This window comes from Lysinibacillus sp. 38-6 (assembly GCF_046245175.1).
Classification (GTDB): Bacteria; Bacillota; Bacilli; order Bacillales_A; family Planococcaceae; genus Lysinibacillus.
In genome coordinates this window covers 2,659,662-2,673,357 of record NZ_CP176417.1, presented here as the reverse complement: position 1 = coordinate 2,673,357, position 13,696 = coordinate 2,659,662, and the positions used below count along the sequence as shown (strand labels likewise).

16 protein-coding genes, 2 pseudogenes and 1 riboswitch are annotated in these 13,696 nt (G+C 36.9%); of the genes and pseudogenes, 10 read left to right on the top strand and 8 right to left on the bottom strand.

Features of this window, described 5'->3' with window-relative positions; translation table 11 throughout:
• Window positions 1–131: 131 nt before the first annotated feature.
• Window positions 132–254 (bottom strand): hypothetical protein, encoded by a 123-nt coding sequence (locus ACKVEV_RS13825; protein ID WP_409366955.1) that lies wholly within the window; start codon window positions 252–254, stop codon window positions 132–134.
• Window positions 255–281: 27 nt separating this feature from the next.
• Window positions 282–617 (bottom strand): hypothetical protein, encoded by a 336-nt coding sequence (locus ACKVEV_RS13820; RefSeq protein ID WP_409366954.1) that lies wholly within the window; start codon window positions 615–617, stop codon window positions 282–284.
• A gap of 125 nt (window positions 618–742) precedes the next feature.
• Window positions 743–850: riboswitch (TPP riboswitch) on the top strand.
• Window positions 851–973: 123 nt separating this feature from the next.
• On the opposite strand from ACKVEV_RS13820, the gene thiT reads away from it, so the two are divergent.
• Both thiT and map read left to right on the top strand, forming a co-directional pair.
• Window positions 974–1,534, top strand: coding sequence for an energy-coupled thiamine transporter ThiT (thiT, locus tag ACKVEV_RS13815; protein WP_409366953.1), 561 nt, complete (start codon window positions 974–976; stop codon window positions 1,532–1,534).
• Window positions 1,535–1,738: 204 nt separating this feature from the next.
• A complete protein-coding gene (map, locus tag ACKVEV_RS13810; protein WP_409366952.1) occupies window positions 1,739–2,494 on the top strand; it encodes a type I methionyl aminopeptidase in 756 nt (251 codons plus the stop codon).
• 24 nt (window positions 2,495–2,518) lie between these two features.
• Here map and ACKVEV_RS13805 read toward each other — a convergent pair whose 3' ends face one another.
• Window positions 2,519–3,232 carry a hypothetical protein gene (locus tag ACKVEV_RS13805; RefSeq protein ID WP_409366951.1) on the bottom strand — a complete coding sequence of 238 codons (714 nt, stop codon included), beginning with the start codon at window positions 3,230–3,232 and terminating at the stop codon, window positions 2,519–2,521.
• A gap of 206 nt (window positions 3,233–3,438) precedes the next feature.
• On the opposite strand from ACKVEV_RS13805, the gene ACKVEV_RS13800 reads away from it, so the two are divergent.
• Together ACKVEV_RS13800 and ACKVEV_RS13795 are read left to right on the top strand one after the other, a co-directional pair.
• Window positions 3,439–4,257 carry a polyphosphate kinase 2 family protein gene (locus ACKVEV_RS13800; RefSeq protein ID WP_409366950.1) on the top strand — a complete coding sequence of 273 codons (819 nt, stop codon included), beginning with the start codon at window positions 3,439–3,441 and terminating at the stop codon, window positions 4,255–4,257.
• 95 nt (window positions 4,258–4,352) lie between these two features.
• The gene (locus tag ACKVEV_RS13795; RefSeq protein WP_409366949.1) at window positions 4,353–4,943 is read left to right on the top strand and encodes a GNAT family N-acetyltransferase; all 591 of its coding nucleotides are present in this window, start codon (window positions 4,353–4,355) and stop codon (window positions 4,941–4,943) included.
• Window positions 4,944–5,385: 442 nt separating this feature from the next.
• Here ACKVEV_RS13795 and ACKVEV_RS13790 read toward each other — a convergent pair whose 3' ends face one another.
• The gene (locus ACKVEV_RS13790; protein WP_409366948.1) at window positions 5,386–6,135 is read right to left on the bottom strand and encodes a class I SAM-dependent methyltransferase; all 750 of its coding nucleotides are present in this window, start codon (window positions 6,133–6,135) and stop codon (window positions 5,386–5,388) included.
• A 120-nt stretch (window positions 6,136–6,255) separates the two neighbouring features.
• On the opposite strand from ACKVEV_RS13790, the pseudogene ACKVEV_RS13785 reads away from it, so the two are divergent.
• Both ACKVEV_RS13785 and ACKVEV_RS13780 read left to right on the top strand, forming a co-directional pair.
• Window positions 6,256–6,619, top strand: a pseudogene (locus ACKVEV_RS13785) (helix-turn-helix domain-containing protein); the annotation flags it as partial.
• A 65-nt stretch (window positions 6,620–6,684) separates the two neighbouring features.
• Window positions 6,685–7,335 (top strand): annotated as a pseudogene (locus tag ACKVEV_RS13780) (AraC family transcriptional regulator); the annotation flags it as partial.
• Window positions 7,336–7,432: 97 nt separating this feature from the next.
• Here ACKVEV_RS13780 and ACKVEV_RS13775 read toward each other — a convergent pair.
• The 3 genes from ACKVEV_RS13775 to ACKVEV_RS13765 form a co-directional block, all read right to left on the bottom strand.
• Window positions 7,433–8,002, bottom strand: a complete 570-nt coding sequence (locus tag ACKVEV_RS13775) for a beta-class carbonic anhydrase (protein ID WP_409366947.1) — start codon at window positions 8,000–8,002, stop codon at window positions 7,433–7,435.
• A gap of 337 nt (window positions 8,003–8,339) precedes the next feature.
• Window positions 8,340–8,474, bottom strand: coding sequence for a hypothetical protein (locus ACKVEV_RS13770; RefSeq protein ID WP_402927998.1), 135 nt, complete (start codon window positions 8,472–8,474; stop codon window positions 8,340–8,342).
• A gap of 142 nt (window positions 8,475–8,616) precedes the next feature.
• Window positions 8,617–9,852 (bottom strand): aminopeptidase, encoded by a 1,236-nt coding sequence (locus ACKVEV_RS13765; protein ID WP_409366946.1) that lies wholly within the window; start codon window positions 9,850–9,852, stop codon window positions 8,617–8,619.
• Window positions 9,853–10,050: 198 nt separating this feature from the next.
• Between ACKVEV_RS13765 and motA the strand changes: the two genes are divergently transcribed.
• Both motA and motB read left to right on the top strand, forming a co-directional pair.
• Window positions 10,051–10,854 carry a flagellar motor stator protein MotA gene (gene motA / locus ACKVEV_RS13760; RefSeq protein WP_409366945.1) on the top strand — a complete coding sequence of 268 codons (804 nt, stop codon included), beginning with the start codon at window positions 10,051–10,053 and terminating at the stop codon, window positions 10,852–10,854.
• The gene (gene motB, locus ACKVEV_RS13755; protein WP_409366944.1) at window positions 10,838–11,614 is read left to right on the top strand and encodes a flagellar motor protein MotB; all 777 of its coding nucleotides are present in this window, start codon (window positions 10,838–10,840) and stop codon (window positions 11,612–11,614) included. Before motA ends, motB begins: the two co-directional genes overlap by 17 nt.
• Before the next feature lie 62 nt (window positions 11,615–11,676).
• Here motB and ACKVEV_RS13750 read toward each other — a convergent pair whose 3' ends face one another.
• The gene (locus tag ACKVEV_RS13750; RefSeq protein ID WP_054767675.1) at window positions 11,677–11,898 is read right to left on the bottom strand and encodes a DUF1128 domain-containing protein; all 222 of its coding nucleotides are present in this window, start codon (window positions 11,896–11,898) and stop codon (window positions 11,677–11,679) included.
• A gap of 179 nt (window positions 11,899–12,077) precedes the next feature.
• On the opposite strand from ACKVEV_RS13750, the gene ACKVEV_RS13745 reads away from it, so the two are divergent.
• Both ACKVEV_RS13745 and ACKVEV_RS13740 read left to right on the top strand, forming a co-directional pair.
• Window positions 12,078–12,401 (top strand): YtxH domain-containing protein, encoded by a 324-nt coding sequence (locus tag ACKVEV_RS13745; protein WP_409366943.1) that lies wholly within the window; start codon window positions 12,078–12,080, stop codon window positions 12,399–12,401.
• A gap of 23 nt (window positions 12,402–12,424) precedes the next feature.
• On the top strand, window positions 12,425–13,348 hold the full coding sequence (locus tag ACKVEV_RS13740) for a YihY/virulence factor BrkB family protein (protein ID WP_409366942.1): 924 nt from the start codon (window positions 12,425–12,427) through the stop codon (window positions 13,346–13,348).
• The last annotated feature ends 348 nt before the right edge of the window (window positions 13,349–13,696 follow it).

The window sequence follows — 13,696 nt, the reverse complement described above, 5'->3', positions numbered from 1 at the left end:
TTCCTGTATAGTTGCACGAAAACAGTGCCAGGCACTCACACAATTTAAGAAAAAACCCACGATGACTTCTGCTACTTACAATGATGAGCGGAAGTCGAAGTGGGTTTTTACGCTATAGGAAGAATCCGTCATTATTTTCTGCGTGTTTGTACGTTAGCTGTTGTTCCTTTTTTGGCTGCGACTACTTTTTTGACAATAGGAATAACAATGGGTGCAAATTTTATAGCAGTTTTAACTATTTTTGATACTTTCACAAATACGACAGCTCCTTTTAACGAATTTTAACGAATTACACGTACAGCTTGCACAATGTTCCAAATGACAATAGCTAATGATACGAGTAAATAAATTGCAAATGATACAAACCATATAATAATAAATGTATTCCCATTTGCAGTAGGCTCAAACATGTTGAATGACATAGACGATAAGATAAAAACGATAAAGAAGATGATGCCAAAGACAAATGGAATTAAATGTGAAATAAGAGCTCTGACGGCATGTCTTTTGATATCACGATCTTGTGAAACAAAATAAACAACTAACGGTACGATAAATGGTGCAAAGAAAATACTGAGATAACTAAAGGCAGGTAAAATTTTTTGATTCTCCATCATTGTTCCTCCTTTTTTATTATTTACGCATGAAAAAATGGAAAGTTTCAAAAAAATAAGCGTGGAAAAGGTTGTAATCGTCCAGACGTTTTCGTACAATGAGGGTGTTCAATAAAAAAATAAGATGTAACGACCACAAGGGGAGCTGATGATGTCAGCTGAGACTGGGCACGTAATGCCTTTACTCTTTGAACCTGTAAGTTAATACTTGCGTAGGGATGTGGATAGAAACCGACACTTTTACGATGTGAGGCTCTGTCCTGGCATCGTTTTTTTATGCCGGATTGAGGCGCATATCAATAATTGATTTCTATTCCTGCTCTTGTATCCTACATCGGAACAAAGGAGAGAATACTAATATGGACAAAAAAAGACTACTAATGTTGGTGGAGATTGCCATTTTTGCAGCGGTAGGACTTGTGCTCGATCAAGTTTCCTTTAAAGTATGGGCACAAGGTGGATCAGTGAGTTTAGTCATGATTCCAATCATTTTAATGGCGTTTCGTTGGGGTCTTTTGCCAGGGCTCACAACCGGTCTTTTGATTGGTGTTATACAAACAATGTTTGGTGCCTATATTGTGCACTGGCTTCAAGGATTACTAGATTACGGTGTAGCCTTTACCGTAGTAGGTTTAGCGGCAATCGTTCGTGAACCAGTACTAAAAGCGGCAACAGCTTTAAATAAAAAGAAAATGGCTAGTTATATTGTCATCGGTACGCTGTTGGCAGGATTCCTACGTTATCTTGCACACACGTTTGCAGGTGCCATATTCTTTGCCGAATATGCTGGTGAGCAAAATGCCTGGATCTATTCAATCATTTATAATGGAACATACATGTTACCAGCAACCATTTTAACTGCAATTGTTGGGGTGCTATTATTTACAGCGGCACCACAATTAATGCAACGTAAATCTTAAACAATATAAGTCTATCCAAAAGCTGAAAATAGTATGCTAAGTATTAACTTAGTATGCTATTTTTTATTGGGCAAATTGTTCGGTTTGTATTTGATGGTACGTCTAAAATCATATCGGCATAGAATAATTAATGCGTTTGGCGTTATGCACATTTAAAGTTATGTTATATTAAAGAATAGATATTAGATGAAAGGGACGTTAAAAATGATTGTAAAAACGCAAGAAGAAATTGAAGCCTTTAAAAAAATTGGTCGCATTTGTGCCGAAATTCGTGAGGCGATGAAGGCAGCTACAAAACCAGGTGTGACAACACTTGAATTAGATGAAATTGCAGGTCGCATGTTTGCTGAAGCAGGAGCTATTTCAGGTCCTAAAGGTGAATATGATTTCCCAGGATACACTTGTATTAGTGTCAATGAAGAAGTGGCACATGGTATTCCAGGACAACGTGTCATTCAAGAGGGAGACATCGTCAATATCGACGTATCTGGTTCTTTAAACGGCTACTTTGCAGATACAGGTATTTCATTTGTAGTAGGTGAAGGTTATGAAGATAAAGAAAAACTTTGCCGCGTTGCGAAAAGTGCCTTTGATCGCGCGATGACAAAAGTAAAAGCTGGTTCAAAGTTAAACCAAATTGGGAAAGCGGTAGAGCGTGAAGCTTATGCCAATGACTTAACGGTTATTATGAATTTAACTGGCCATGGATTAGGTCGTTCATTGCATGATGAGCCTAACCATATTTTAAACTATTACGATGCATGGGATTCAACAATTATGAAAGAGGGCATGGTTCTTGCAGTGGAGCCGTTTATCTCAGCGAAAGCAGAGCATATCGTTGAAGCGGGTGATGGCTGGACATTTGTCACACCTGATAAATCGTTAGTTGCCCAAATTGAGCATTCTATTATTGTCACGAAAGATAAACCAATCATTTTAACTGCATTAGATGAAGCATAATAAACTAAAAACCTGCTTACCGATTTAATTTCGGTAAACAGGTTTTTTTTTGACAAATAGAATGCCAACTACGAGAACGCCGCATAAAAATAAAGCTGCAGTCGTCACAAGTAATTCATCAAGGCGATTATGCAATACGATGCCAATAAAGGCCCATATAAATACGCTAGGATAAATAATATCGAAGTGATGGTAACGAATATGTAAAGCGATGGCTGTTCCTATTGTCAGTAAAATAACTGCCCAAAGAGGGTTGCTCAGTCCAAAACCATGCCACTCATAGGATGTTAGTATAAAACTTGCATTGGTCAACATCATAAACGTAGACCATGCGAAGTATAGTGAAAATGGCAATCGGCCTGTTAGCGTATTATTTGTAAATGAGTACGTATTGTAAAGGAAAAATAAGTACAGTACTAAAATGACTGAAGAGCAGAAAAATATTATGAAAAATTCATAATGCCAAAATAAAATAGAGAGCGCTTGTAATATGCATACATTGCTAAAGAGAACAGTCTGTTTAATAGATGTCTTTTTAAAATTCTTAACTAACCAATAAGCGAGCAAAATGTAAATCAATATCCATATCATATAGCTAATATTAATAGGTGCAAACATAACGGGAAAACGATTTGAAATCTCTAACGTAGATTGACCATTGATTGTTATGAAATAGGATGCAAAGGTTAGGATGAGTGAGACAATATACGTTATTGTCATTAAAATAATCTTAGGCAAGGCTTCCTCTCCCTTCGTTTTAAATTTTATAGGGAAAAGACAAATAAGTATAGCACTGTCTCAAAATATCTATTTTATTATACCGGAAAATCCTTACAATGTAACAAGTGATTTTGCGTAAATTGTCTACAATTTACCATTTGAATAGGCATCCAAATATTTCTTTAGTACAATGGAAATATCCAATTTGAAGGAGTGGAATTTTGATGACGCAAAATCTAAAAAATCTTGACCTATCAATTGAACGCGATAAAAAATTATATAAAAAGAAATTAAAAGTACTGCAATATGAAATGTTAAATGCACAGCAATTTTTATTAAATAATAAAATCGGACTTATTCTAGTATTTGAAGGGATGGATGCAGCGGGGAAGGGGGGCGCCATTAAACGTCTTATCGAACGTGTTGACCCACGAGGCTATATCGTCCACCCTATTTCAGCTCCACAGCCGCACGAGCTACGATATAATTACTTACAACGCTTCTGGAGAAAATTACCGCAGCATGGGCAAATCGCGATTTTCGACCGTTCCTGGTATGGACGCGTGTTAGTCGAGCGTATTGAAGGATTTGCGACAAAAGAAGAGTGGTCACGAGCGTATGAAGAAATCAACAACTTTGAAAAGATACTCACTGCTGGAGACTACATTATTATAAAATTTTGGCTACATGTGTCTGAAGAAGAGCAATTAAAGCGTTTTAATGAGCGTGCACAGGATCCATATAAATCTTGGAAGTTAACAGAGGAAGACTGGAGAAATCGTGAGAAAACGCCACAATATATAGCAGCGGCAAATGAAATGTTTGAAAAAACAGATAAGAAAAATGCTCCTTGGGTATTGGTGGCAGGAAACGATAAAAAGCATGCGCGCGTACAAGTGCTACAAGAAACCCTTGCACATATTGAACGTGAGGCACAAAAAAGAGGGCTACATTTAACAAACGTTTTAGATAAGTCCCATTTAGAGGATGCTGAGTCATCAAGTATCGGCCTTCAAATTCATTCTAAAAATACAAAGAAATAATAAGTATGATGCTGCACCTCTTTTTGTAGTAGCAGCATCATTAATTACATACAATGAACATGTATTGACATTTATCGGAAGGCTTGTGGGGAGAAATGGTGCTAAAAATTTGGAATTTATTAAGGAAAAAGGGTGGAAATGTGGTCTCAATTCAGGGGGAGAAATGCTACGTTCGCACATTCCAAGAAAAAGATGCACAAAGCTTAACAGGTTTAGTAAGCCGCAATAAATATTTTTGGTCTACATATGAACCGTTACAGCGTCCTGAATACTACACAATTGATGCACAATATAAAAAAATACAAGAAAGTTTATATTTAATGAGTTCAAAGAGGGAATATACTTTTGGAATCTATGAGCTAGGTACAAATAATTTAATCGGTCACATTTCATTATATGCTATTAAGCGTTTACCGTATTCGAGTGCATTTGTTGGGTATGCGATGGATGAAATCTATGTGGGCAAAGGCATAGTAACGGAAGCGGTAGAATTAGTTGTACAATTTGCCTTTGAACAAATCGGGCTCCATCGAGTGGAAGCCTATGTATCAACTGAAAATAGCGCCTCCATTCGAGTGCTAGAAAAATCCGGATTTCAACAAGAAGGCTTGCTAAGACAATTATTGTACATCAATGGTCAATGGGTAGATCACTACATGTATGCTCGCTTAGAGCCATTGTCATGACATTAAAGAGTGGTTAGAGTCATTATTGAACAAGATGAAAAACTGTTAGCATGACTCCTGCTCGGTACGAACAGCACGTAAGACGCGGGCATTAAGTGCGCAAGCGAGGGTTGCGTCCTAAGGTGTGCTCGCAGAAAGCAGCGCCATACGAACAAAAGATATAGAAAAAGTATTAGATTGATAAAAAAATGAAATCATAGCGCATCATTCTTTAACAGTCAATAAATAATAAGCAAACACGAGTTGAGGGTAGCGAAGGCGGTGACTCCTGCGGGAACAGCACAGAACGTAAGACGCAACAAGCCGCGCGCAAGCGAGGGTTGCGGCTTACGGTGTGCCCGCGGAAAGCACCGCCGTAGCGGACATCAACGACATAGCAAAAAAGTGTTAGATTGATGGCAGTCAATCTAACACTTTTTCTCTTTTGTTCGATCCTCATTATTTATTTAACAGCTTCAAAGGTGATGGTTTGATTTTGATTTGTAGGATATTGCTGATAGCAATAGTCTGCTGAAATAACGATATCTTTAAAGCCAACTTGCATTAAAAGCCTCTTAAATTCATTTATCCCATACCATTTCAACGTGAATATTTCGAATTCGCTGTCGATACATTTGCCTTCACGCCATTTATCGTAGCGATGGTGGGTAGTAGTTGTTTGGTTAATATAATTTATGTCAGATTGTGTTGCTTGCAATGTAATGATCTCACCTTCGCTGTTTGTAAACGTTCGATAGCGAGAGCTCCCTTCATTAAAATCCGATTGTAAAAATATATCTAGAATCAATCTGCCGTTAGACTCTAAATGATTGTAAAAATTAGTTAGTATAGAATAAGCCTTGTTTTCGTCCGTAATTAATAAAAACGTTCCTGCGGGGATAATGATTGCTTCATACAGTTGGGGCGCTTGAAAAGTCTCCATATTTGCCTGAAAGATATTCGCTTCTTGATTGGCCTTTTTTAAATTATCTCGACAGTACACTAACATTTCTTCGGACAGATCGAAGCCTTCCATTGCTAGCCCTTGTTCAAGCAAAGGAATTAAAATACGGCCCGTTCCAACAGCCGGCTCTAATATTTTCCCTTTGACATGAGCCAGGCGTTGGCTATAATATTCAACATCTCCAAATGAACTGCCGATTGGTTTATCTAAGTTATAAACTTCTGCTGAAATAGAATGATAAGTTTGCATTGCCCTTCCTCCTTTAATTATATGTATTTACTAAATATTACCAATTATAAATATAAAACACAAGAAATATCAAATAAAAGAAATGGATAGTACTTATAATTTTATTTGGAGGTGAGATAAATGGAGGAACAGATACAATTTATGATTGACTGGATTGAGAGTAAATTAACAAATCAATTTTCGTTAGATGAACTTTCGAATCGTATGGGATATTCACCATACTATTGCTCATTTAAATTTCATCAAGGAACAGGTATAACGATTCGACGATATATTCTTCTTAGAAGATTGTATTTATCTACAGAAGATTTGGCACAGAACCGGAAAATCATCGATATCGCCTTTGATTATGATTACTCTTCACAGGAAGCGTATAGTAGAGCCTTTAAAACTGTTTTTGGTATTAGTCCGAGAGAATATCAGCTTAGTAATGCGCCTGTTCAATCAATTAATAAACTCACGATAAATGAAAATGAGGAATGGTGTGAAATGAAAGCTAACCAAAAATTTGACCTTGAACGGTTACAAAGTAACAAGTGGTCGTTTTGTGACAGAGACGTACTTAATATACTAAACGGACAAATGATGTTTGAGGAGTTTAAGGTTCATAGGCTAATGGGAGATTCGGATTATGCACCATTTAATGAAGCGATGTGTGTAAACGCTACTACTACACAAGTTTTTGATAATGCGTTTATCCACAAACGAGCTAATGGACACAATGACTCGCTAGAAAATTATATACAAAAGGTAATTACACCATTAGAAAATCTGTTTAACAAGGATTATCAATGTATCGTTTTATGGTTTGGAGAAGACATGTTTTGTCAAATGAACCTTCTTACTATACTCTCTTATCTTGAACAGACAGGCTACGAAGGGAAAGTGTTGTTAAATAGTTTTAGGGAAGACGAATTTAAAGTAAATCAAAGTGAACTGCTATTAGGGCATTATCAAGTTATATATAAGGAAGTATTGGTCAACCATAAGAGGCCCTCACTTGAAGTACTGCCAGTGATGTATCAAGCAATCAATCTATATTTAGATTTGCTAAAAGACAATAATGCAGTTGTAAAATATATTGCCAAACATAAAGACGTACCAACAAGCGAATTATTACAGCAATTGTTTAAGCTGTTCCCAACAGTAGGCTATGGTGATACTCAATATTTACAGCTTATCAATAAAGTAAGGCAATAAAAAACGTGTCTATCCATACGATAGACACGTTTTTTATGCTATATAGAATGATTCCCTGCTAGCAGTTATGTTAGCAACAGGTTAAGCCCAAGCGGTGTTAATTGAATGATTTACTACCATCGTCAATTAAATCAAGGCGGCCAGTATTAGGATCAATTACTAGACCGTGAACAGGCACTGTTTGAACCATTAGTGGGTGATTACGAATTGTATCGACACTTTTCTTTACGCTTGTCGCTACATCGCCAAAGCCACGTAAGAAATCTTTTAAATCAATTCCTGAGTATTCCATCATTTTAATCGTTTCTTCTTTAATACCTCGGTTAACCATTTTGCTAATCATTGCATCTGGATCAACTGCGCTCATACCACAGTCGTAATGTCCAACTACATATACTTCATCTGCTTGCAGCTCATAAACAGCAACAAGTAAACTACGCATTACGGCACCGAATGGGTGACTTACTAAAGCACCGGCACTTTTGACAATCTTAACGTCACCGTTTCTTAAGTTCATCGCTTTTGGTAATAGTTCAACTAGGCGCGTATCCATACAAGATAATACAACGATCCGTTTATCAGGATACTTAGTTGTAATAAATGGCTCGTATTTTTTTTCTTGAACGAAATCTTCATTAAATTTTAAAATATCTTTTAACATTGACATGAAAGTTTGCTCCCTTCCCTACAAAAATATTTTAGAGCAAAAATGCAAATATGCAAACAATAATAACAATATTCACGCGATATTTATGAAAAAAAGAGAAGTTTAGCAAATTATGTAGCGAATCGAAATGAAAGAAATTACACAGAAATGCAAAAAAGGTTCAAACAAAGAGAAAGAGTATTAGATTGGCTGTCAGCAATTTAACGTTTTTTTGCAAGGTCGTTGTTGTCGGCTACGACGGTGCTTTTTGTGGGTGAAAAAAGACTGAAGACAAAGTCGAATTGCTTTGACTTTGTCTTCAGTCTGAAACAGCTACGAAGAGTAGCTGATAATTTAATTAGTATTTTTCTTTTGGTTGAGGGTCTACAGTTACTGAAGATTTAGAATCTAAGCCAACTTGTAGGTAATGAATAAAGAATGCTAGAGAAATTAATAATACGACTGAAAAACCAATAACAGTTGTAACGAACATTATAAAAGCTCCTCTCTACTTAAATAATCTACTATAAGAACTACACTTATTATACAATAGGTTGCTAGGAAAATGTAAGGATAATTTATGACATCCATAAGATACCTAGCCTAGAATAATATTATTAAGGTGGACTATTTGCTTAAAACGCCCAGTTGCCATTGCGGAAAATTGGTTCGATATGACCATCAGCTGTTATGCCATCAATATCCATATTAGCAGAGCCAATCATAAAGTCAACATGCGTTAAGCTTTGATTTAGACCGTGTTTTAATAACTCTTCTTTAGACATTTCTTTGCCGCCTTCAATGCAGAATGCGTAGGCATTTCCTATCGCTAAATGATTAGAGGCGTTTTCATCAAATAATGTATTGTAAAATAATAAACCAGATTGTGAGATAGGGGATTGATGTGGCACAAGTGCTATTTCACCAAGATAATGAGCGCCTTCATCAGTTGCGATGAGTGAAGCTAAAATTTCTTGCCCCTGTGCAGCTTGGCTATCGACTATCCGGCCATCTTTAAATGTTAATTTAAATTGATCGATAATATTTCCACCATAGCTTAATGGTTTTGTATTAGATACATAGCCATTGACACCTGTTTTTAATGGTGCTGTAAACACTTCCTCGGTTGGCATATTCGCCATAAATGTTTGGCCTTGTGTGTTGATGCTACTACCACCTGACCATATATGGTTTTCTGGTAATGCAATTGTTAAATCTGTTCCTGGCGCTGTATAGTGTAGGGATTTGTATTGTTTCCCGTTTAGATAGTTAGCTTTGTTTTGTAACTGTTGAGCATGTGCTTCCCATGCACTTACGGGATGCTCCTCATTTATACGTGTCGCCGCAAAGATTGCTTCCCATAATGCATCTACTTGTTGGTCTTCTGGTAGATGAGGGAATACTTTGGCTGCCCATTGTTTAGAAGGAGCCGCCATAACGGTCCAGCTAAATTTATTCGCCTGCAACATTTTATAGTAATTTACGAGTGCTTTACCTGACGCTTTTTGGAAAGACATAATTTTTTCATGTTCAATGTCCTTTAGAAGGTCTGGATTTTGTGAAACGATGCTTAAAAACGCAGCACCTTGTTCAGCAAGCCATTCACGTTCTTGAATTTTCCATGGAGGAAAGAAATCAAATGAGTCTTTTGGAGCTTTTTCATAACGTGTCCGAACAAGTCGGTCATCCGATATATCGACAAATACTTGTTTTGCACCATTTTCATAGGCAATTTTAGTAATTATTTCTGCTAGTTTTAAGTTATCGGTCGAACAACTCACATAAAGATATTGATTTTCTTGGATATTTACTCCTATTTTCACGGCTAATTCGGCATATCTTAGTAATTTTGTGTTAAATGATAATAACAAATTCTTAACTCCCTTCAATAAAAGACAATTTAGTGTATTATTCTTAATTCAATATAATCAAATATGGTCGAAATGTGAATAAAAAGCATTTATTTCATCGAAAATTTAAAGAAATACATTTATACTTGTAATATCTTTATTTAAATTATGGAAAATGGGACGAAAATAAGTAAGTATAGAAGATTTGGAGGTTCTAAAATGGATTTATCGTCAGTAGTAGGGATAATTTTAGCGTTCGTCGCATTGCTAACAGGGATGGTGTTAAAAGGTGTTAATTTAAGTGCCTTTTATAACCCAGCGGCTATCTTAATTATCATCTTCGGTACTATATCAGCTGTAACAATTGCCTTTCCATTAAAGGAATTAAAGCGTGTACCAAAGCTGTTTAAAATTCTTTTTAAAGAAACGAAACTAGCGGATGATATTGAAATTATTAAGATGTTTTCACAGTGGGCTGATTTAGCACGTCGTGAAGGTTTGTTAGCGTTAGAAAGTAAAGCTTCAGAAATTGAAGACCCATTTTTAAAAAATGGTCTTACATTAGCAATTGATGGTCAAAATGCAGACTATATTCGTGACGTATTAACGGAAGAAGTAGAAGCGATGGAAGACCGACATACAAGTGGTGCAGCCATTTTTACACAAGCAGGTACATATGCCCCGACATTAGGGGTACTCGGTGCGGTAGTAGGGTTAATCGCAGCGTTAGCAGATATGAATGATATCGATAAGTTAGGACATGCCATTTCTGCTGCATTCATGGCAACTTTATTAGGTATCTTTACAGGTTACGTTTTATGGCACCCATTCGCCAATAAGTTAAAACGTAAATCAGCAGTTGAAGTGAAACAAAAACGTATGATGATTGAAGGCATCCTTTCTGTTCTAGAAGGGGAAGCGCCACGTGTTATTGAACAAAAATTATCTTCTTATTTAACAATGGAAGAGCGTCGTCAAATTTCGGGTGAAAGCGGGGCGGGCGGCCTTGGCAAAGAAAGCTAAGAAAAAAAAGCATGATGAGCATATTGATGAATCTTGGTTAGTTCCATATGCTGATATTTTAACGTTGTTACTAGCATTATTTATCGTACTTTTTGCATCCAGTTCAGTTGACCAAGAAAAGTTAGAGCGGTTATCTGCGGTCTTTAATCAGGTGTTTGATGGAGGGACAAGCTTTTTAGAACAGCCTTCACCATTACCGACACCTAATCCAAGCCCTGAGCAAACACCGCAACAGCAACAACAGAACTCAGCGTATTTAAAAGATCAACAAGAACTAGCTGAAATAAAAGATAGTGTAGATAATTTTATTGCGGTCAATGAGATGGAAGGTCAGTTCGCAACAGAAATGACAGATGAGGGTTTGCTTGTCACGATTCGTGATAGCATTTTGTTTGACCCGGGTAGAGCTACCATTAAGCCAGAGTATAATAAAATTGCTGCTGAACTTGCAGGGGTTTTAGTATCAGACCCAGCGCGAAGTATTGTCATCACAGGTCATACGGATAACGTTCCGCAAACAGGTCCTGAATTTGCTTCTAACTGGGAACTTTCTGTTATGCGTGCCGTAAACTTTTTAAAGATTTTAGTAGATAGTAACTCGAATCTTGATCCGGTTTATTTTAGTGCAAAAGGATATGGTGAATATAAAGCCATTGCACCAAACAATACGGCTGAAGGTCGCGCAAAAAATCGCCGTGTAGAAGTGTTAATTCAACCACTTGTTGCTGAAGACGGTTCTGCTGCGAAAAACAGTCAGTAAAACAAAAGCTATTAGCAAAAGACGTGAGGTCCTTGCTAATAGCTTTTTTGTGTGCTGAATAATTATTTACGTAAAGAGCCTAATTCAGCAACGATGGCTTGCATTTCACTAGGGCTAAATGTGTCGCGTTTCATAACCATTTCGTATAGATAGACTAAATCTTCGTAATTGGCTTCATCGAAGTTCTCTGATTTCATGGCATCTACATTGACCATGCGAAGCTTGTCTTTCATTTGATCGACCATATAAATAACGTTTTCCTTTGACGCGATAGATAAATCCATTCAATTAAACCTACCTTTCTTAATCCTAGCCAATATCATTTCATTGAATAAAAAAAATGTCAACACTGTATTTGGGCGTTGCTTTAAAATTAGACTGTTATTGGGTAGAATAAGGGCAGTAAGCTGTTTCATTATTAAAAAAAAGGGAATAACATTAAATAATCCAGGGGGTAAATCATATGGCTCAAAGTAAATTATTAGCATCGATCGTAGTAGGCGCAGCAGTGGGTGCTGCAATTAGCATGTTTGATCGTACGACACGCCAAAAAACAATCGCTACAACAAAAAGAATGAAAGAATCGGTAGCTTACTACGCATCGCATCGCAGCGAACTGCAAGACTTAATTGAAGAAAAAGTGCTGGCTGCTAAAGTGCTATGCGATACTGTATCGGACAATGTTAATACACTTGCGGAGAAAGTGGATGAATTTAAAGAATTACCTTCCACAATTCAAGGCATGGTTAACGATACAAAGTCAGCTTTCTCTTCAGATAAAGAATAAGTTGTAGTACAGGAGGGAATTAAATGGAAAAGAAAAAAGCATCCATCCATGCAACATTTGGTGAAGTGAAAGCATTTTTCTCACCAGATGAAGAAGTTGTAGATGTGATGACATCGAAGGGTTTTATTCAAGATTTAATACTTCGCATTCAACGCGTTGAAATATCTGCTCTTGGGGCACAACTTGCTTATTTCTTTTTACTATCTTTCTTCCCCCTACTAATTTTCCTTGTTACACTATTGCCATATTTAAACTTAGAAACAACGCAAGTATACTCGTTTTTAGTTAATTACATGCCTGATGAAGTATATAGGCTGATGGAAAGTACATTAAATGAAGTGTTAACGAACCGTAATAGTAGTTTATTATCTATCGGGGTACTTGGCACGATATGGTCTGCGTCAAAGGGGATTAATGCATTAATAAGAGCGTTAAATAAAGCGTACGATACAGAAAGTAGAGTAGGTTTTATAGACAGAGGGCTCTCGCTTGTATTTACAATAGCGTTAGTTATTGTCATTGCAGTAGCGCTTCTTTTACCTGTTTTTGGTCAGCAAATTGGGCATTTTTTGTTTTCAATCGTCAACATTGAAGATGAGTTTGAATCTCTTTGGCGTAATATACGCTGGTCGATGCCGCCATTGCTTATCTTTTTAGTGTTAATGGCAATTTATTGGTTAGTGCCGAATACAAGCCCGCGATTGAAGATAATGGGCGTATGGCCAGGGGCAATATTTTCTACGCTTGCTTGGTTAGTCGTGACATACGGTTTTTCTTTTTATATTAGTAATTTTGGCAATTATTCTGCTACATATGGTAGTATTGGTGGCGTTATTATTTTAATGCTATGGCTGTATTTTACAGGAATGATTATAATTTTTGGTGGTGTGCTGAACGCCACGATGCAAAAAAGAGCCTTGCTAAAAGCGGAAGGTGCTATTAAATAGCTTTTGAAAAAAAAAGGTGGTCTCAGATTGAGGCTACCTTTTTTGTATTTTTTATATTAACTGCCGAAATTTTTTTACGGGGTGCTTTCAAAGGGCATAGGGGATAAGAGTGGCTTCTAAAACGGAAAAATCCACTACGCTTTCCGCGGGCACGACGTAAGCCACAACCGTCGCTGTCGCGCCGTTTGTTGTGTCTTACATTACGTGCGTTCCCGCAGGAGTCTACGTGGATTTTTCCTTTGTTAGTTTAGAATGCAACGCATAGAAATTGTATGAGTAACTGGCACCGCTTAGCGTCATGGCATAAGAGTAGTAGCTTCTAAAACGGAAAAATCCACTACGCTTTCC